This window comes from Streptomyces sp. NPDC026522 (genome assembly GCF_055567555.1).
Map to the genome: position 1 here is coordinate 859911 of NZ_JBVHQF010000001.1, position 15576 is coordinate 875486.

The following is a 15576-nucleotide window of genomic DNA, read 5'->3' on the forward strand; positions in this document are numbered from 1 at the left end:
GATCCCGGCCACAGTGCTGGCCGGCTCCCGCTAGCCGCCGACCCCGACGCCCGCCCCCGCTTCGGACTCCGTGCCGGTCTCCGGGTGGTGCTGCGTCGGGGCGCCGGCGAGGAGGGCGAGGAGGCCCGCCACCTGGACGCCCGCCTCGGCCGGGTGGCGGAACAGGGCGTTGCTGGAGATCTCGTACCGGTTGCGGCGGCCGTCCCGTACGCGCCGCAGGTAGCCGTCCGTCTCCAGGTCCGTGACGATCGCCTGGACGGTGCGCTCGGTCAGCGCGCAGGTCATCGCCACGTCGCGCAGGCGTACGCCCGGATCCCGGGCGATGGCCACGAGGACGCGAGCATGATTCGTCAAAAATGTCCAATTATGTCGCTGAGACGGACTGCCCATACGCTCATGATGCGACACCCGATTCAGGTGGCGCAATACGCGAAACGCGTTTCCGGTATTTCTTGACGTAAGAGCGGAAGCAGTCCAACATCTACCGCAGTCAAGGTCCCGCGCCGCAAGCCGACCAGCCCAAGGAGCGAACCCCCATGCCGGTCCCTGTCCCCTCCTCCCGCACCGCCGACACCGCTCGTCCGGCCGACACGGGAGTCCCCGCCCCCCGCCCCCGTCCGTACACGGCGGGTCTCCCGCTGATCGAGGACCCGCGGGAGGTGGCCCCCTCGGACGCGCGGGAACTCTCGAAGGTCTTCTTCTCCCGCCTGCGAGAGCTGTCCGAGGGCACCCCTGAGTACCAGTACGTCCGCAACACGCTGATCGAGATGAACGCCTCGCTCGTCCAGTACGCCGTCCGCCGCTTCCGCAGCCGCGGCGAGGGCGGCGACATCGAGGACATCGTCCAGGTCGGAACCATCGGGCTGATCAAGGCCATCGACCGCTTCGACCCGACGCTGGAGAACGAGTTCTCCACCCTCGCCATGCCGTACATCACCGGCGAGATCAAGCGGCACTTCCGTGACACCAGCTGGGCGGTCCACGTCCCGCGCAGGCTCCAGGAGCTGCGCATCGACATCGCCAAGGCCAAGGAAGAGCTGACGGTGCGGCTCGACCGCTCGCCGACCGTCGCCGATCTCGCCGCGCACCTGCGACTCAGCGAGGAGGAGGTCGTCGAGGGCCTGGTCGCCGCCAACGGTCACACCAGCGGCTCCCTCGACGCCCCGCAGTCCGAGCACGGCGACGCGACCGAGGGACAGAGCCTCGCCGAGGTCATGGGCGAGGAGGAGCCGGCCATGGGGCTGGTCGAGGACATCCAGACCCTCGCCCCGCTGCTCGAACAGCTCACCGACCGCGAGCGCCGGATGCTCCAGCTGCGCTTCGGCGAGGAGCTCACCCAGGCCCAGATCGGTGCCGCCCTGGGCATTTCGCAGATGCAGGTCTCGCGGCTGCTGACCCGGCTGCTGGCCCACCTCCGGAAGTCCATGCTGGCCGACCCCGAGCCGTCCGAGGCTCCGGCAGGGCGTCCCGCGCCCGCGCGCCGCGGCTGAGCCGCTCGCACCCGCGAAGGCAACCGCCGAAGCCAGGCACCACCCCGACGCACGTCGCCACCCCAGGCGGCGTGCGTCGTCGTATGCCCGCCGCTACCCGCTCCCGCACCGTGAGGTAGATCACCTTTGCGTTTGCACTGAATAAAGCCGGGAACGAGGGGATCTGGAACGGAACCTTCCACCAGCCTGTCCCACGGCCGGCGGAGGGGCGGGCGGATCCCGCACCGCTCCACGGTCCGCGCCGCCCCACCGCGCGCGAGCCGTATCCCCACGACCCGCGAGGTGTATGTGTCCACGCTCCAGGCCGAGCACGTGTACAAGGTGTTCGGCAGACGACCCGGCGACGCCGAAGGCGACGCGCAGGTGATCCGCACGCTGGAAAGCGGCACCGACCGCGAGGAACTGCGGGCCGACGGCGTCACGGCCGCCGTCATCGACGCCTCCTTCCGCGTCGAGCCCGGCGAGATCTTCGTCGTCATGGGTCTGTCCGGATCCGGCAAGTCCACCCTCCTGCGCATGCTCAACGGACTGCTGGAACCCACCGCGGGACGCATCCTCTTCGACGGCGAGGACCTCACCGCGCTCGCCCCGGCCGAACTGCGCCGGGTCCGCTCCACGAAGATCAGCATGGTGTTCCAGCACTTCGCGCTCTTCCCGCACCGGAACGTGCTGGAGAACGCCGGTTACGGTCTGGAGGTCCAGGGCGTCCCCCGGGCCGAGCGCGAACGGCGCGCCGCCGAGGCGCTGGCGCTGTGCGGGCTCGGCGGCTGGGAGAACTCCTGGCCCGACGAGCTGTCCGGCGGCATGCAGCAGCGCGTCGGCCTCGCCCGCGCCCTCGCCACGGACGCCGACCTGCTGCTGATGGACGAGTCCTTCAGTGCCCTCGACCCGCTGATCCGCCGTGACATGCAGGACCAGCTGCTCGAACTCCAGCGCACCCTGAAGAAGACGATCGTCTTCATCACCCACGACCTCAACGAGGCCATGCGGCTCGGCGACTCGATCGCCGTCATGCGCGACGGCCGGATCGTCCAGCAGGGCACTGCCGAGGACATCCTGGTCCGGCCCGCCGACGACTACGTCGCCTCCTTCATCCAGGACGTCGACCGCTCCCGGGTCCTGACGGCCGACGCCGTCATGGACGAGCCCGAGCCGCATGCGGACGCCTGCGACTGCCCGACCGTCAGCGCCGACACCCCGCTCGCCGACCTGTGCGCGATCAGCGCCCGCGTCCCGCACCCGGTCGCCGTCACCGGCGCGGACGGCGCCGTCGTCGGCACGGTGGGGCAGGACCGCCTCGTCGCCTTCATCGGCGACGAACAGCGGCCGCCGATGCACTGCGCGGAGGTGGCAGCCTGATGCCCCGCATCCCTCTCGGCGCCTGGGTCGACAGCGGCGTCGACTTCCTCCAGCGCCACCTGAACTGGCTCTTCGACGCGATCAGCGCGCTGGTCAGCGGCCTCTACGACAGCATCGACGCCGTCCTGTCCGCCCCGGCCCCGCTGCTGTTCGCCGGCATCCTCGCCATCGGGGCGTGGTGGCTGCGCGGGCTGCTCGCCGGCCTGCTGGCCTTCGCCGGGTTCGCACTCGTCGACTCCGTCGGCCTGTGGGACGACGCGATGTCCACGCTCTCCCTGGTCCTGGTCGCCACTCTGGTCACCCTCGTGATCGCGGTGCCGCTGGGCATCTGGGCGTCCCGCTCGGACCGGGTGAGCGCCGTACTGCGGCCCGCTCTGGACTTCATGCAGACCATGCCCGCGATGGTCTACCTCATTCCCGGCATCATCTTCTTCGGGGTCGGCGTGGTGCCCGGCATCATCGCCACCATCATCTTCTCGCTGCCCCCGGGCGTCCGGATGACCGAGCTCGGCATCCGCCAGGTCGACGGTGAGCTGGTCGAGGCCGCGAACGCCTTCGGCACCACCCCGCGCAACACCCTGGTGCGGGTACAGCTGCCGCTCGCACTGCCCACGATCATGGCCGGCGTCAACCAGGTCATCATGCTCGGCCTCTCCATGGTCGTCATCGCCGGCATGGTCGGCGGCGGCGGACTCGGCGGCGCCGTCTACCGCGCCATCGGCAGCGTCGACATCGGCCTCGGCTTCGAGGCCGGCATCTCCATCGTCATCCTGGCCATGTACCTGGACCGGATGACCGGCGCCCTCGGCCGCCAGGTCTCCCCGCTCGGCCGGCGCGCCCTCGCCAAGGCCCGCGCCGCCACCCGGGGCGCCGCCCGGGTGTGGCAGCACCGGCCGCAGCCCGTCCACGCCCTGAGCGGCGTCGTGGTCCTGGCCCTGGTCGCCGGCGGCCTCGGCGTGTTCGGCGGCGGGACGCCGGCCGCGACCGCCTCCGGCCTGCCCAACACCGGCAAGGGCCGCACCGTCAGCATCGGCTACATCCCCTGGGACGAGGGCATCGCCTCCACCTACCTGTGGAAGGAGCTCCTGGAGCGGCGCGGCTACAAGGTCGACGCCCGCCAGCTGGAGCTGGGCGCCCTCTTCACCGGCCTCGCGGGCGGCCAGATCGACGTCCAGACCGACGCGTGGCTGCCGGTCACCCAGTCCGAGTACTGGAAGAAGTACGGGAACAAGCTGGACGACCTGGGTTCCTGGTACGGCCCGACGTCCCTCGAAGTGAGCGTCCCCTCGTACGTGAAGGACGTCACCTCGCTCGCCGACCTCAAGGGCAAGGGCGACCGGTTCAAGGGCCGGATCATCGGCATCGAGCCCAGCGCGGGCGAGATGAAGATGCTCAAGGACAAGGTGCTGCCCCAGTACGGCCTCGACGGCGAGTACCAGGTCGTCGACGGCTCCACCCCCGGCATGCTCGCCGAACTCAAGCGGGCCTACGCCAAGCAGGAACCGGTTGCGGTCGTGCTCTGGTCCCCGCACTGGGCCTACGCCTCGTACGACATGAAGAAGCTCCAGGACCCGCAGGGTGCCTGGGGCAAGGGCGACGGCATCCACACCGTCACCCGCAAGGGCTTCGCCGCCGACGAGCCGGAAGTCGCGGCCTGGATGCGCTCGTTCAAGCTCACCGAGCAGCAGCTGACCGGCCTGGAGGCCAAGATCCAGGAAACCGGCAAGGGCAAGGAACAGCAGGCCGTCCGGGCCTGGCTGGACGCCCACCCGGAGGTCGCGAAGCTCGGCTGAGCGGGCACGCACACCAGCGCCGGTGCGCGAAGGACCGTACGGTCCTCCGCGCACCGGCGCTTTCGCGGCAGCGGTGCGGGGGCGGACGGGCGCCTGGCGGCCGGACCGGCCCCGGGCGCGGCCCGGTGACCTGCCGGAACCCGGGGCGAATCGGCCGTGCGTACGAAGTGCCGGGCGTGGCACAGTGCCAGCAGCACAACCCCCGGACCAGGGAGCCGCCATGCGTGACCCGCACACCGCGCCGCCGCCGCTCACGGCCGCGTCCGAGAGTCCCGGGCCGCGGCCCGGACCGCTGCCGCCCTGCCCGGTGTGCGCCGCCCGTACGGAACGGATCTCCTGGCGCCAGCGGCCGGGGGAGCCCGTGGTCCTGGTGTTCGACCCCTGCGGCCACCGGCACGCCGCGGTGGCCCCGCCGCGGCTGGCCGTCACCCCCGGCGTACCGCTCGACTTCTGACCCCCGTACGACCGTCGCGCGGGCCGCCCGTCAGAGCGTCACCCTGCTGGTGGGCCGGGGCCCCTACGAGTGCTTCCCGAGCGGTGTGGGCCCGGGCGGTGGCCGGGGCGGATACCGCTCGGCCGGGGGCGTGCCACTGCGCGGGAAGGAGCGGCGCGGGTGTATGCAGGAGTCATGGACCTACGCCCGCAGCACGGAGGTACTCACTGGTACCGGGAACCGCGCACGGCGATGTTGTCCGTCCCCCTGGCGCTGATCGCGATCGTCACCACCGTCGACGTGCTGGCGCCGCCGGACGTCCATCTGGGCCCCTTCCTGGCCGCCGCCCCGGCCGTCACCGCCTCGTTCGCGGGGCCCCGGGCGACCGCGTTCGTCGGCGCCGTGGCGGTCGCGGCGCAGGTGGCGGTGGCCATCGCCAGGACCACCGTCACCGACCTGAACCACACCTTCCAGATCATCGCGCTCATCCTGATCTCGGTGTTCGTCACCTTCTTCGCGCACCTGCGGGAGGTGCACGAGGCGCAGCTCACCCAGCTCCGTTCGGTCGCCGAGACGGCGCAGCAGGTCCTGCTGCGGCCCCTGCGCGAGCGCATGGGACCGCTGCGGCTTGCCTCGGTCTACCTGGCCGCCGATGCCGAGGCGCGGATCGGCGGTGACCTGTACGCCGCCGCCCGCACCGACGACAGCACCCGGCTGCTCATCGGGGACGTCCGGGGCAAGGGTCTGGAAGCGGTCGGCGAGGCGGCCATCGTCCTCGGTGCCTTCCGCTCCGCCGCCCACCGCAAGGCCGCGCTGAACGACCTGGTCGCCTACCTCGACGGTGCGGTCGCCGCCGACATGGACGACGACACGCACGAGGACGGGGGCCCGCCGCCGGGGGAGGGGTTCACCACGGCCGCCGTGGTCGACATCCCGGACGCCGAGATGGTCCTGCGGGTGATCAGCTGCGGCCACCCGCCGCCGCTGCTGCTGCGCGGCGGCCGGGCCGTCCCGCTCCAGGTGGCCCAGCCGGCACCGCCGCTGGGACTTTCCGAACTGGTGCTCGGCGGCTTCACCCCGCAGTCGTTCGCCTTCGAGCCCGGCGATCTGCTGCTCCTGTACACGGACGGGGTCATCGAGGCCCGCAACGAGGCCGGTGCCTTCTACCCCCTGACGGAGCGGGCCGCAGCGTGGCCCGGCGGCGGCCCGGACAGCCTGCTGCGCCACCTCTGCGCGGACCTGCTCCGGCATTCGCCGCGAGGCCGGCTGGAGGACGACGCGGCGCTGGTGGCGATCGAGCGCCTGGACGGCGACGCCTGAGCCACAGCCCGGAGCGCCGGGCGATTCCTGCGCGAAGCTGCTTGCTAGGGCGCAATTTCGAGCATCTTCCTTCATCCGGCCCTCAAGAGCCGCTATCTTGGCCGTGTTGTTTGCCAGGCGCATGCCAAAGCGGTGTGTCCGTGACCCCGGACCGCACGAGGAGCTGCCCCATGAGACTGACCCTGAGGCGCATCCGTCCCGTCCCCACCCCCACCAGAGCCCGGGCCCGCGGGCGCCGCCGCAGCCCCGGCGCCGCCCTGCTCGCCGGCGCCCTCGCCACGGCGGGACTCGCCGCCGCCGGCCCGATGGCCGCACCGGCCGATGCGGCCCCGGCCCCCGCCACCGCGGGCAACGCCACCGGCCTCACCCAGTCCGGCAACACCTTCACCGTGACCACGTCCTCCGGCGCCAAGGCCCGCGTGGTCGTCGCCCGAGCCGACATCTTCCGGCTGTGGCTCTCGCCCGACGGCGCCTTCACCCAGGACCCGGCCGGCTCCGACCTCGCCACCACCACCGACTTCGGCCCGGTGAACACCGGCTACACCGACGCGGGAGCCTACTACCGGATCACCACCGGCGCCCTCTCCGTCCGCGTCAACAAGACGCCCCTGCGCTTCTCCGTCTACCGCGCCGACAACACCACCCTGGTCTGGCAGGAGACCCAGCCCACCTCCTGGACCGGCACCCGGACCACCCAGTACCTGGCCCGCGGCGCCGACGAGCAGTTCTACGGAACCGGCCTGCGCCTCGGGGAATGGGCCCTGCGCGACAAGACCGTCCCCGTCGCCGTGGACAACGGATGGCGCGAGAACGACAACGCCAGCCCCGCCCCCTTCTACATGTCCACCAACGGCTACGGCGTCATGCGCAACACCTGGGCCCCCGGCTCGTACGGGTTCAACGCGCCCACCACCCTCGCCCACGACGAGAAGCGCTTCGACGCCTGGTACTTCACCGGCGACTCCCTCAAATCGGTCCTCGACGCCTACACCGACGTCAGCGGCAAACCCTTCATGGCGCCGATGTGGGGCTTCGAACTCGGCAACGCCGACTGTTTCAACGCCTCCAACCCCGCCTACCAGGGCGACCACGGCCGGCTGCGCCACCAGACCACCCCCGACGTGGTCGGCTACGCCGCCGACGCCCGCGCCGCCGACATGCCCTCGGGCTGGTTCCTGCCCAACGACGGCTACGGCTGCGGCTACACCGCGCCCCTCAAGTCCACCGTCGACGCCCTCAGGGCCAAGGGCTTCCAGACCGGCCTGTGGACCTCCACCGGCCTCACCGACATCGCCACCGAGGTCGGCGCCGCCGGCACCCGGGGCGTCAAGACCGACGTCGCCTGGATCGGCGGCGGGTACAAGAACGCCTTCACCGGCGTCCGGCAGGCCGTCGACGGCATCGAGCAGAACTCCGACGCGCGCCGCTACGTCTGGACCGTCGACGGCTGGGCCGGCACCCAGCGCAACGCCGTCGTCTGGACCGGTGACACCAACGGCACCTGGGACGACATGCGCTGGCACGTCCCCGCCATCACGGGCGCCGGCCTGTCCGGCCTCAACTACGCCTCCGGCGACGTCGACGGCATCTTCGGCGGCAGCCCCAAGACCTACGTCCGCGACCTCCAGTGGAAGGCCTTCACCCCGGCCTTCATGACCATGTCCGGCTGGGGCGCCACCAACCCGGCCGCCGGCTACCAGGACAAGCAGCCCTGGCGGTTCGCCGAGCCCTACCTGTCCATCAACCGCAAGTACCTCCAGCTCAAGATGCGGCTGATGCCGTACCTGTACACCATGAGCCGTGCCGCGCACGACACCGGTGTGCCCAGCACCCGCGCGATGGTCCTGGAGTACCCCGACGACCCGGTGGCCCGCGGCAACCTCACCAGCGGCCAGTTCATGGCGGGTGACTCCTTCCTCGTCGCGCCCGTCGTCTCCGACACCTCGGTACGCGACGGGATCTACCTCCCCGCCGGCACCTGGACCGACTACTGGACCGGCACGACGTACGCGGGCCCGGGCTGGCTGAACGGCTACCGGGCGCCCCTCGACACGCTGCCGCTGTTCGTCAAGGGCGGCGCGATCGTGCCGATGTGGCCGCAGATGAACTACACCGGGGAGAAGCCCGTCTCCACCCTCACCTACGACATCCACCCGCGCGGGAACTCCGCCTTCAGCCTCTACGAGGACGACGGCCGCACGCGCGCCTACCAGTCGGGCGCCTTCGCCCGCCAGCAGGTCGACGTCAGCGCCCCCAGCGCGGGTACGGGCACCGTCACCGTCTCCGTGGGCGCCCCCACCGGCAGCTACGCCGGCCAGCCGGCCTCCCGGGGGTACGAGTTCAGCCTGCACGTCGCCTCGGCGCCCACCGCGCTCACCGTCGACGGCGGTGCGCTCACCCGGCTCACCACGAAGAGCGCGTACGACGCCGCCGCCACCGGCTGGTTCTTCGACCCGGCCGACCGCTCCGGCGTCCTGTGGGTCAAGACCGGTACGAAGCAGGGCGCCTTCACCGTCACGGCCACCGGGGTCACCCTCCCCACCGCCGGCGCCATCCCGACCGGCTCCGCGCCGCTGCCGCAGTCGGCCTGGCGCCTGCTCTCCGCCGACAGCCAGGAGACCGCCGCCGAGAACGGGAGCGCCACGAACGCCTTCGACGGCGACCCGGCCACGATCTGGCACACGGCATGGTCCTCCGGCACCCCCGCGCCGCCGCCCCACGAGGTGCGGATCGACCTCGGCGCCCGCTACACGGTGGACGGCCTGGGCTACCTGCCCCGCCAGGACGGCGGCGTCAACGGCCGCATCGGCTCCTACGAGGTCTACGTGTCCGACTCCACCACCGACTGGGGCCCGCCGGCGGCCACCGGAACCTTCGCCGACAGCGCCGCCCTGAAACGGATCACCCTGCCCGCCACGACGGGCCGCTACCTGCGGCTGCGCGCCTTGACCGAAGCGGGCGGCCGGGGACCTTGGACCAGCGCGGCCGAACTCACCCTCACCGGACGGGCGACCCCCCTCCCGGCCGACGCCACCCTCGTCAACTCGGCGGCGGGCGGCTGCGCCGACCTGCCGCACAGCAGCACCACACCCGGCACCGAACCCACCCTCTACACCTGCCACGGCGGCCCCAACCAGCGCTGGACCCTGGGCGCCGACGGCCACCTCACCGGCCTCGGGGGCGTGTGCCTGGGCGCCACGAACGCGGCGGCCGTCACCGTACAGCCCTGCGGCGCGGCCGGCGGCCAGACCTGGCAGCCGGGACCCGACGGCAGTCTGCGCAACGCCGGCCAATGCCTGACCCCGGAGGGATCGGCCACCGCCAACGGCACCCGCCTCACCCGCACGGCCTGCGCCGGCACCCCCGCCCAGCGGTGGGCCTTCACGCCCTGAACCCCCGGGGTGGGTCGGCACCCGGAACCCCGCCCGCCCGGAGTCCGGACTCCGGGTCGGGCGCGGTCCCGGGTTGCCGCCCGGGCCCTGTACCGATCCTCACCGAGCCCAAAACCCAAGTCAATCCCCGGGTTTCGACGCCGGACCCAAGCTGTAGCTTTGCCCCCATGACCCTCGACGACCTCCGCGTCTTCGTCGCCGTGTGCCGCGCCGGCAGCCTCAGCGCCGTCGCCCGTGAGCTCGGCCGGACCCAGCCCGCCGTCAGCCAGCACGTCCGGCGCCTGGAGCAGGAGACCGGCGCCGCCCTCCTGGAACGCCACGCCCGCGGGGTGGTCCCCACCGAAGCCGGCCGGATCCTGCTCGCTGCCGCCGCCGACGGCATCGCGGGCCTCGACGGCGCCCTGCGCCGCCTCGACGACCTCGTCCACGGAGACGCCGGATCCGTCCGGGTCACCACCGGCGCCACGACAGTGCGGCACTTCATGTCCGAGGCCGTCGTCACCTTCCGCCGCCGCCACCCCGAGGTGAGCCTGGAGTTCCAGACCGAGAACTCCAGCCGCAGCTGCTTCGCCGCCCTCGCCGCCGACGACCTCGACCTCGCCTGGATCACCATCGGCGACCCCGTACGCGGCATCGAGCAGCGCCCCGTCATGCACCTGCCGTGGGTGCTCGCGGTCGGCGCGGAGGACCCCCTCGCCACCCGGGCCCGCGTCGAGCCCGCAGAGCTCGGCGGCATCCGGCACATCCGGCTGCCGGAGAACTCCGCCTCCCGCGCCCACCTCGACGCCGCCCTCGCCGCCCGCGGGGTCCGGATCAGCCGCTCCGACACCAGCGTGGCCGACTGGGACACCGCCCTGCTGCTGGCCGAACTCGGGCTCGGCCACGCCCTGATACCCGCGCTGCCCGGCTGGCAGGTCCCCGGTACCGAGGGCCCGCTCCGGCTGCTGCCCGTCCCCGCCCTGCCGCCCCTCGCGGTCGGCTGGGCCGTGCGCCGCTGGAGCGCCCTGACCCCGCCGGCCCGGATCTTCGCCGACGAGGTCGCCCGCTCCTGCACCGCCCGCCCCGCCGGCCCTTTCCGGTCACAGCACTAGCCGCACTCCCGAGGCGGGGCGGGCGCGCCGGCCGGGGGCGTCGGGGCCGGGCCCAGTGTCGTGGCGCCCGGTACCGCCCGGTGGCCGAGGCCGGTGCGGTACACGTCCAGGGCGGCCTCGGGGCGCCCGTCGCGCCGCAGCAGGTCCCCCAGGAGCCGGCACAGGTCCGCGAGGTCCCCCGTCGCCCCGCTGCGCTCCAGCAGTGCCAGCGCCCGTACGTAGTGCCCCTCGGCCGCCCCGGTGTCGCCCCGCTCCTCCGCGATGAGGCCGAGCAGCCGGTGCGCTCCGCCCGCGTGCACGGCGCCGTGCCGCTCGCCCAGCTCCAGCAGCGCCGCCAGCAGCCCGGTGGCCTCGTCGTACCGCCCGAGCCGGCGCAGTACGTCGGCCAGCTCGACCTCCACCTGGGCGGTGTAGAGCGCCGCCCGCTGCGCCGCCAGCACGTCCCGCGCGGCACGCAATTCCACTTCGGCCGCGGCGAGTTCCCCCCGCTGGGCCTGGACGTAGCCGCGCATCCAGTGGCAGTGCGCCAGATCGGTGCGCATCCTCAGCTGCCGGTAGACCGCCTGGGCCTGGGCGAGGGAGGCGTCCGCGTCGGCCGTGCGCCCCTCCGCGAGGAAGGTCCGCGCGACCTGCCGGTGCATGCCCGCCACCAGCGCCGGGTTCTGCACCTGCGGGGCGAGCGCCAGGGCGAGTTCGGCGGCGTGGGCCGCCCGGGCGTGGGCGCCCATGTCCATGTAGGGGCTGATCACCGCGGCGTAGAGCAGCACCAGCGCCTCGGGGTCGCCCAGGCCGCCCGCGGTCAGCCCGTCGATGGCCGATTCGAGGAGGTAGCACGCGTAGCGCAGTTCCCCGGCGAGCAGATGGGCCACGGCCCGGCCGCGGACGGCGCGGGCCCGGCGGGGGAGCGGCTCCTGGGCCAGCAGCCGCTCGGCCGCTTCGAAATGACCCATGGCGTCGGTGAGTTCGCCGCGCTCCAGGGCGCAGTCGCCCAGCCCCAGCAGCGCCTCGGCCCGCTCCGGCTCCAGGCCGAGCCGCTCGGCGTCGGTGAGCAGCCGCCGGAAGAGGACGGCGGCCTCGTCGGCGGCGCCGGTGGCGAGGGCCCGCTGTGCGTCGGTCAGGGCCAGCCGCAGCTCGGTGGCCAGCCGGGCGGGGCGGCCGGTGGCGAGTTCCTCGTAGGAGGTGCCGAGCCGGTCGGCGAGGAAGCGCAGCGCCGCCTCGGAGGGGCGGACCCGGCCCGACTCCAGGGTGGAGATGTAGGCGGGCGTGTACTCGGGCTGCGCCAACTGCCGTTGGGTGAGGCCGCGCTCGGCGCGCAGCCGGTGCACGCGGCGGCCGATTTCGGCCGGTTCATCCATGAAATTCCCCCTGGGCTTGCGAACTCCCCATTATTCAGAGGGAGATGGCCATTGCGCGCGTCCCGTGCGCGCCCCTAACTTAAGCACCCGGTTAAGCCTGCTTATCTTATTGTTTATGTTCCTCGGGGAGGGACTTCATGGGGTCACCCGTCCGCTCGACCGTCCGCCTGGCCGTCGCGGCCCTCGGGGCGAGCGCCGTTCTCCTGGCCGCCGTACCCGCCGTACCCGCCGCAGCGGCCGCCCCGCCGTCCGGTCCGTCGGCGCCGCACCGGGTGGAGGTCGAGGTACCGGGGCCCGAAGAGGGCGGCGAAGCCGGATCCGGCCACGTCCGCGTCCCGGCCACCGGCCGCGGCACGGCACCGCCCGGGCTCTCCGCCGCCGAACGCGAGGCCGACGGGGAGGTCAACAAGACGGTCGACAACGGCCCCACCGCCGACCGCCTCGACGTCGTCGTCATCGGCGACGGCTACACCGCAGCCGAACTGGGGAAGTTCCACGACGACGCCCGGCGCAAGTGGGCCGAGGTCACGGCCGTCGAGCCGTACGCGACGTACCGCAACCTGTTCAACGTCTGGACCGTCGACGCCGTCTCCCGCGAGTCCGGCGTCTCCGGCGACCCGGACCCCGCCACCACCCGCGACACCGCCCTCGGCTCCTACTTCTGGTGCGAGGGCATCGAACGGCTGCTGTGCGTGGACCAGCCCAAGGTGGACGCGTACGTGGCGAAGGCCCCCGCCGCAGACCTCGTCATCGTCCTGTCCAACAGCACCAAGTACGGCGGGGCCGGCTACAACGAGCCCAGCCCCGGCCTCGGCTACGAGGGCATCTCGACCGCCTCCGCGGGCAACGCCAAGTCCGGCCAGGTGGCCGTCCACGAGACCGGCCACTCGCTCGGCAAACTCGCCGACGAGTACTTCTACCCCGGCACCCCCGGCTACGAGCAGTACACCGGCCCCGAGCCCGCCGAGTCGAACACCTCCACCCTCACCGCCGACCGCATGCGCGACGCCCGCGCCAAGTGGTACCGCTGGCTGGGCGAGCCGTCCCCGGACGGCGGCACGGTGGGCGCCTACGAAGGCGGCGGATACTTCGTCACCGGCCTCTACCGGCCCACCGACAGCTCGATCATGCGGGTGCTCGGCAAGCCGTTCAGCCTCCCCGGCGTCGAGGCGATGATCGCGGGCTTCCACCGGCACGCCCGCACCCTCACACCGCTCACCCCCACCGGCCGCACCCTGCGCCCGGGCGACCGCGCGAAGGTCTCCGTCCCCCGCCTCACCGGCCCCGACGGCCGACAGCTCGTGGTGCGCTGGTACCTGGACGGCCACGAGCTGAAACGATTCGCCGGACGGACTGACGTCCGGGTGGGGGACCTGCCCCTCTCCGGCTGGAAGGCCCACAGCCTGACGGTCACCGCCGAGGACCGGACGCCCTCGGTGCGCGACCCGCAGATCTCCGCGAGCCTGCGCACCACGGTCGGCTGGCGCGTCCGGCGCTGACCGCGGGCCCGGTCAGGACCCGGCCGCGTACCGCCAGAACTCCTCCATCAGGGCGGGCGAGGCCGGGCCGGCCAGTTCCCGCTGGGTGAGCAGGACCGTGACGGAGCCGGTGGCCGGGACGATGTGCGACGCCGTCCCGGTACCGCCGATCCATCCGTAACGCCCGGGCTCGTTCCAGGGGTTGCGGCGCTCCACGTCCACGCTGCCGCCGAACCCCCAGCCCTGGCCCTCCAGGAAGAGCGCGCCACCGGCCCGCTGGGCCGGGGTCAGCCAGTCGCCGGTCAGCTGCCGGACCGACTCGGCCGACAGCAGCCGGCGTCCGTCGGCGGCGCCGCCGGCGAGCAGCATCCGGCCGAACGCGTACAGGTCGTCCGCCGTCGAGACCAGCCCGCCCGCGGCGGAGGGGAAGGCCGGCATCCGGCTCCACTGCCCGTCGGGGGCGTCGACCAACTCCAGGCCGCCGCCTTCGCCGCCGCCCCGGTAGTACCCGGTGAAGCGGCCGAGATCGGCCGCCGGGACGGCGAAGCCCGTGTCCCGCATCCCGAGCGGTTCGAAGATCCGCTCCGCGAGGAACTCGGGCAACGGCTGCCCGGCGACGCGGGCGATCAGCACGCCGAGGATGTCGGAGCAGGTGTTGTAGAGCCAGGCCTCACCCGGCTGGTACAGCAGCGGGATCCGGGCCAGCGCCTTCATCCACGCGTCCGGCTCCGCGATCAGCTGGGGTTGCGGGGGACCCTGTCTGAGCTCGGTGAACAGCGCCTGCACCGCGGGCAGCGAGAAGTCCGAGGGAAATCCGTACCCCGCCCGGAACGTCAGCAGGTGCTCCACCGTGATCGGCCGCTCGGCCGGCACCACGTCGTCCAGCGGGCTCGACGGCGTACGGACGACCACGGGCGAGGCGAGCTCCGGCAGCCGGTCGCGGACCGGTTCGTCGAGGGCGAGCCGGCCCTCCTCGATCAGCGTCATCGCCGCCGCGGCCGCGACCGGCTTGGTCAGCGAGGCCACCCGGAAGATCGTGTCCCGGGCCATGGGGGCGGAACCGCCGGTCCCGGCCGAGCCGACGGCCGCCACCTCGACCCGGTCGCCGTGGGCCACCAAACCCACCGCCCCGGGCAGGTATCCGCTGCTCACGTACGGTGCCAGGATCTCGCGCAGGCCGGTCATGACTCCACCTTCCCGAAGGCTGTGAAGGGGCCGCGTCCGGCAGTGGACCGGCTCCCTGGAATCAGGACCGCCGCGGCGCCCCGGACTCATCGGTGCGCCGCCCACGACTTACCCGCGGGATCCCGGTACCCGCGGGATCCCGGTACCCGCGGGATCCCGGCAACCGCTACCGGCGCTCCAGCACGCCCCGGGCGAAGGCCGCCTGCCCGGCGTGCTGGAGGTCGTCGGTCAGCACGCTCACCAGCCGCACTCCCAAGGTGACCGGCGGATCCCAGCGCTCGTCGACCACCCGGCCCAGGTCGGCGGCCCCCAGCCCCCGCACGAAGCGCAGGGTCTGCTCGTGCACGGCGTCGAAGTAGCCCAGCAGCAGCTCGCCCGAATCGACCCGGACCTTCCCGGCCTCCCGCGCCGTGTGGCCGTAGCCGGTGGCGCCCGCAGGCAGCGGCAGAGCGAACCGCTCCGCCCAGCCCTGGGCCTGCCAGACCTGCTCCAGCCCGGCCGCGTCCGCCACGTGGTCGTCCTGCACCCGGGTCAGGTGCCAGACCAGCCACGCGACGGAGTTCGCCGCCGGGTCGACCCGCGCGTTGAGTTCCTCGGCCGAGAGCCCGTCCAGCACCTCGTGCACCACCTCACGGACCCGTCCGTAGGCGTCGGCCAGTACCTCCGTGGCCTTCACGGCG

General features: G+C 73.2%; 12 protein-coding genes. 8 read left to right on the top strand and 4 right to left on the bottom strand.

From position 1 onward, the window contains the following. Positions 1-30 precede the first annotated feature (30 nt). A complete protein-coding gene (locus ACZ4M3_RS03760) occupies positions 31-390 on the bottom strand; it encodes a MarR family transcriptional regulator (protein ID WP_467729832.1) in 360 nt (119 codons plus the stop codon). A 146-nt stretch (positions 391-536) separates the two neighbouring features. Here ACZ4M3_RS03760 and ACZ4M3_RS03765 point away from each other — a divergent pair, with 146 nt between their 5' ends. The 7 genes from ACZ4M3_RS03765 (at position 537) to ACZ4M3_RS03795 (ending at position 10878) form a co-directional block, all read left to right on the top strand. Continuing rightward, positions 537-1490 (top strand): SigB/SigF/SigG family RNA polymerase sigma factor, encoded by a 954-nt coding sequence (locus tag ACZ4M3_RS03765; RefSeq protein WP_467729834.1) that lies wholly within the window; start codon positions 537-539, stop codon positions 1488-1490. A gap of 288 nt (positions 1491-1778) precedes the next feature. Continuing rightward, positions 1779-2849, top strand: a complete 1071-nt coding sequence (locus ACZ4M3_RS03770; protein ID WP_467729836.1) for a quaternary amine ABC transporter ATP-binding protein — start codon at positions 1779-1781, stop codon at positions 2847-2849. Continuing rightward, positions 2849-4642 (top strand): ABC transporter permease/substrate binding protein, encoded by a 1794-nt coding sequence (locus tag ACZ4M3_RS03775; protein WP_467729838.1) that lies wholly within the window; start codon positions 2849-2851, stop codon positions 4640-4642. Before ACZ4M3_RS03770 ends, ACZ4M3_RS03775 begins: the two co-directional genes overlap by 1 nt. A gap of 220 nt (positions 4643-4862) precedes the next feature. Beyond that, positions 4863-5096 carry a hypothetical protein gene (locus ACZ4M3_RS03780; RefSeq protein ID WP_467729840.1) on the top strand — a complete coding sequence of 78 codons (234 nt, stop codon included), beginning with the start codon at positions 4863-4865 and terminating at the stop codon, positions 5094-5096. Between the two features lie 231 nt (positions 5097-5327). Beyond that, entirely contained in the window at positions 5328-6395 is a 1068-nt protein-coding gene (locus ACZ4M3_RS03785; protein WP_467729842.1) for a PP2C family protein-serine/threonine phosphatase, read from the top strand. Between the two features lie 170 nt (positions 6396-6565). Continuing rightward, positions 6566-9787 (top strand): TIM-barrel domain-containing protein, encoded by a 3222-nt coding sequence (locus ACZ4M3_RS03790; RefSeq protein ID WP_467729844.1) that lies wholly within the window; start codon positions 6566-6568, stop codon positions 9785-9787. A gap of 167 nt (positions 9788-9954) precedes the next feature. Then, positions 9955-10878, top strand: coding sequence for a LysR family transcriptional regulator (locus ACZ4M3_RS03795; RefSeq protein WP_467729846.1), 924 nt, complete (start codon positions 9955-9957; stop codon positions 10876-10878). Here ACZ4M3_RS03795 and ACZ4M3_RS03800 read toward each other — a convergent pair. Beyond that, positions 10875-12233, bottom strand: a complete 1359-nt coding sequence (locus ACZ4M3_RS03800) for a tetratricopeptide repeat protein (RefSeq protein ID WP_467729848.1) — start codon at positions 12231-12233, stop codon at positions 10875-10877. The genes ACZ4M3_RS03795 and ACZ4M3_RS03800 overlap by 4 nt on opposite strands. A gap of 137 nt (positions 12234-12370) precedes the next feature. Between ACZ4M3_RS03800 and ACZ4M3_RS03805 the strand changes: the two genes are divergently transcribed. After that, positions 12371-13732, top strand: coding sequence for a M64 family metallopeptidase (locus tag ACZ4M3_RS03805; protein WP_467729850.1), 1362 nt, complete (start codon positions 12371-12373; stop codon positions 13730-13732). A gap of 12 nt (positions 13733-13744) precedes the next feature. On the opposite strand, the gene ACZ4M3_RS03810 is transcribed toward ACZ4M3_RS03805, so the two are convergent. Then, the gene (locus ACZ4M3_RS03810; protein ID WP_467729852.1) at positions 13745-14896 is read right to left on the bottom strand and encodes a serine hydrolase domain-containing protein; all 1152 of its coding nucleotides are present in this window, start codon (positions 14894-14896) and stop codon (positions 13745-13747) included. A gap of 166 nt (positions 14897-15062) precedes the next feature. Continuing rightward, a complete protein-coding gene (locus tag ACZ4M3_RS03815) occupies positions 15063-15572 on the bottom strand; it encodes a mycothiol transferase (protein ID WP_467729854.1) in 510 nt (169 codons plus the stop codon). Positions 15573-15576: the final 4 nt, after the last annotated feature.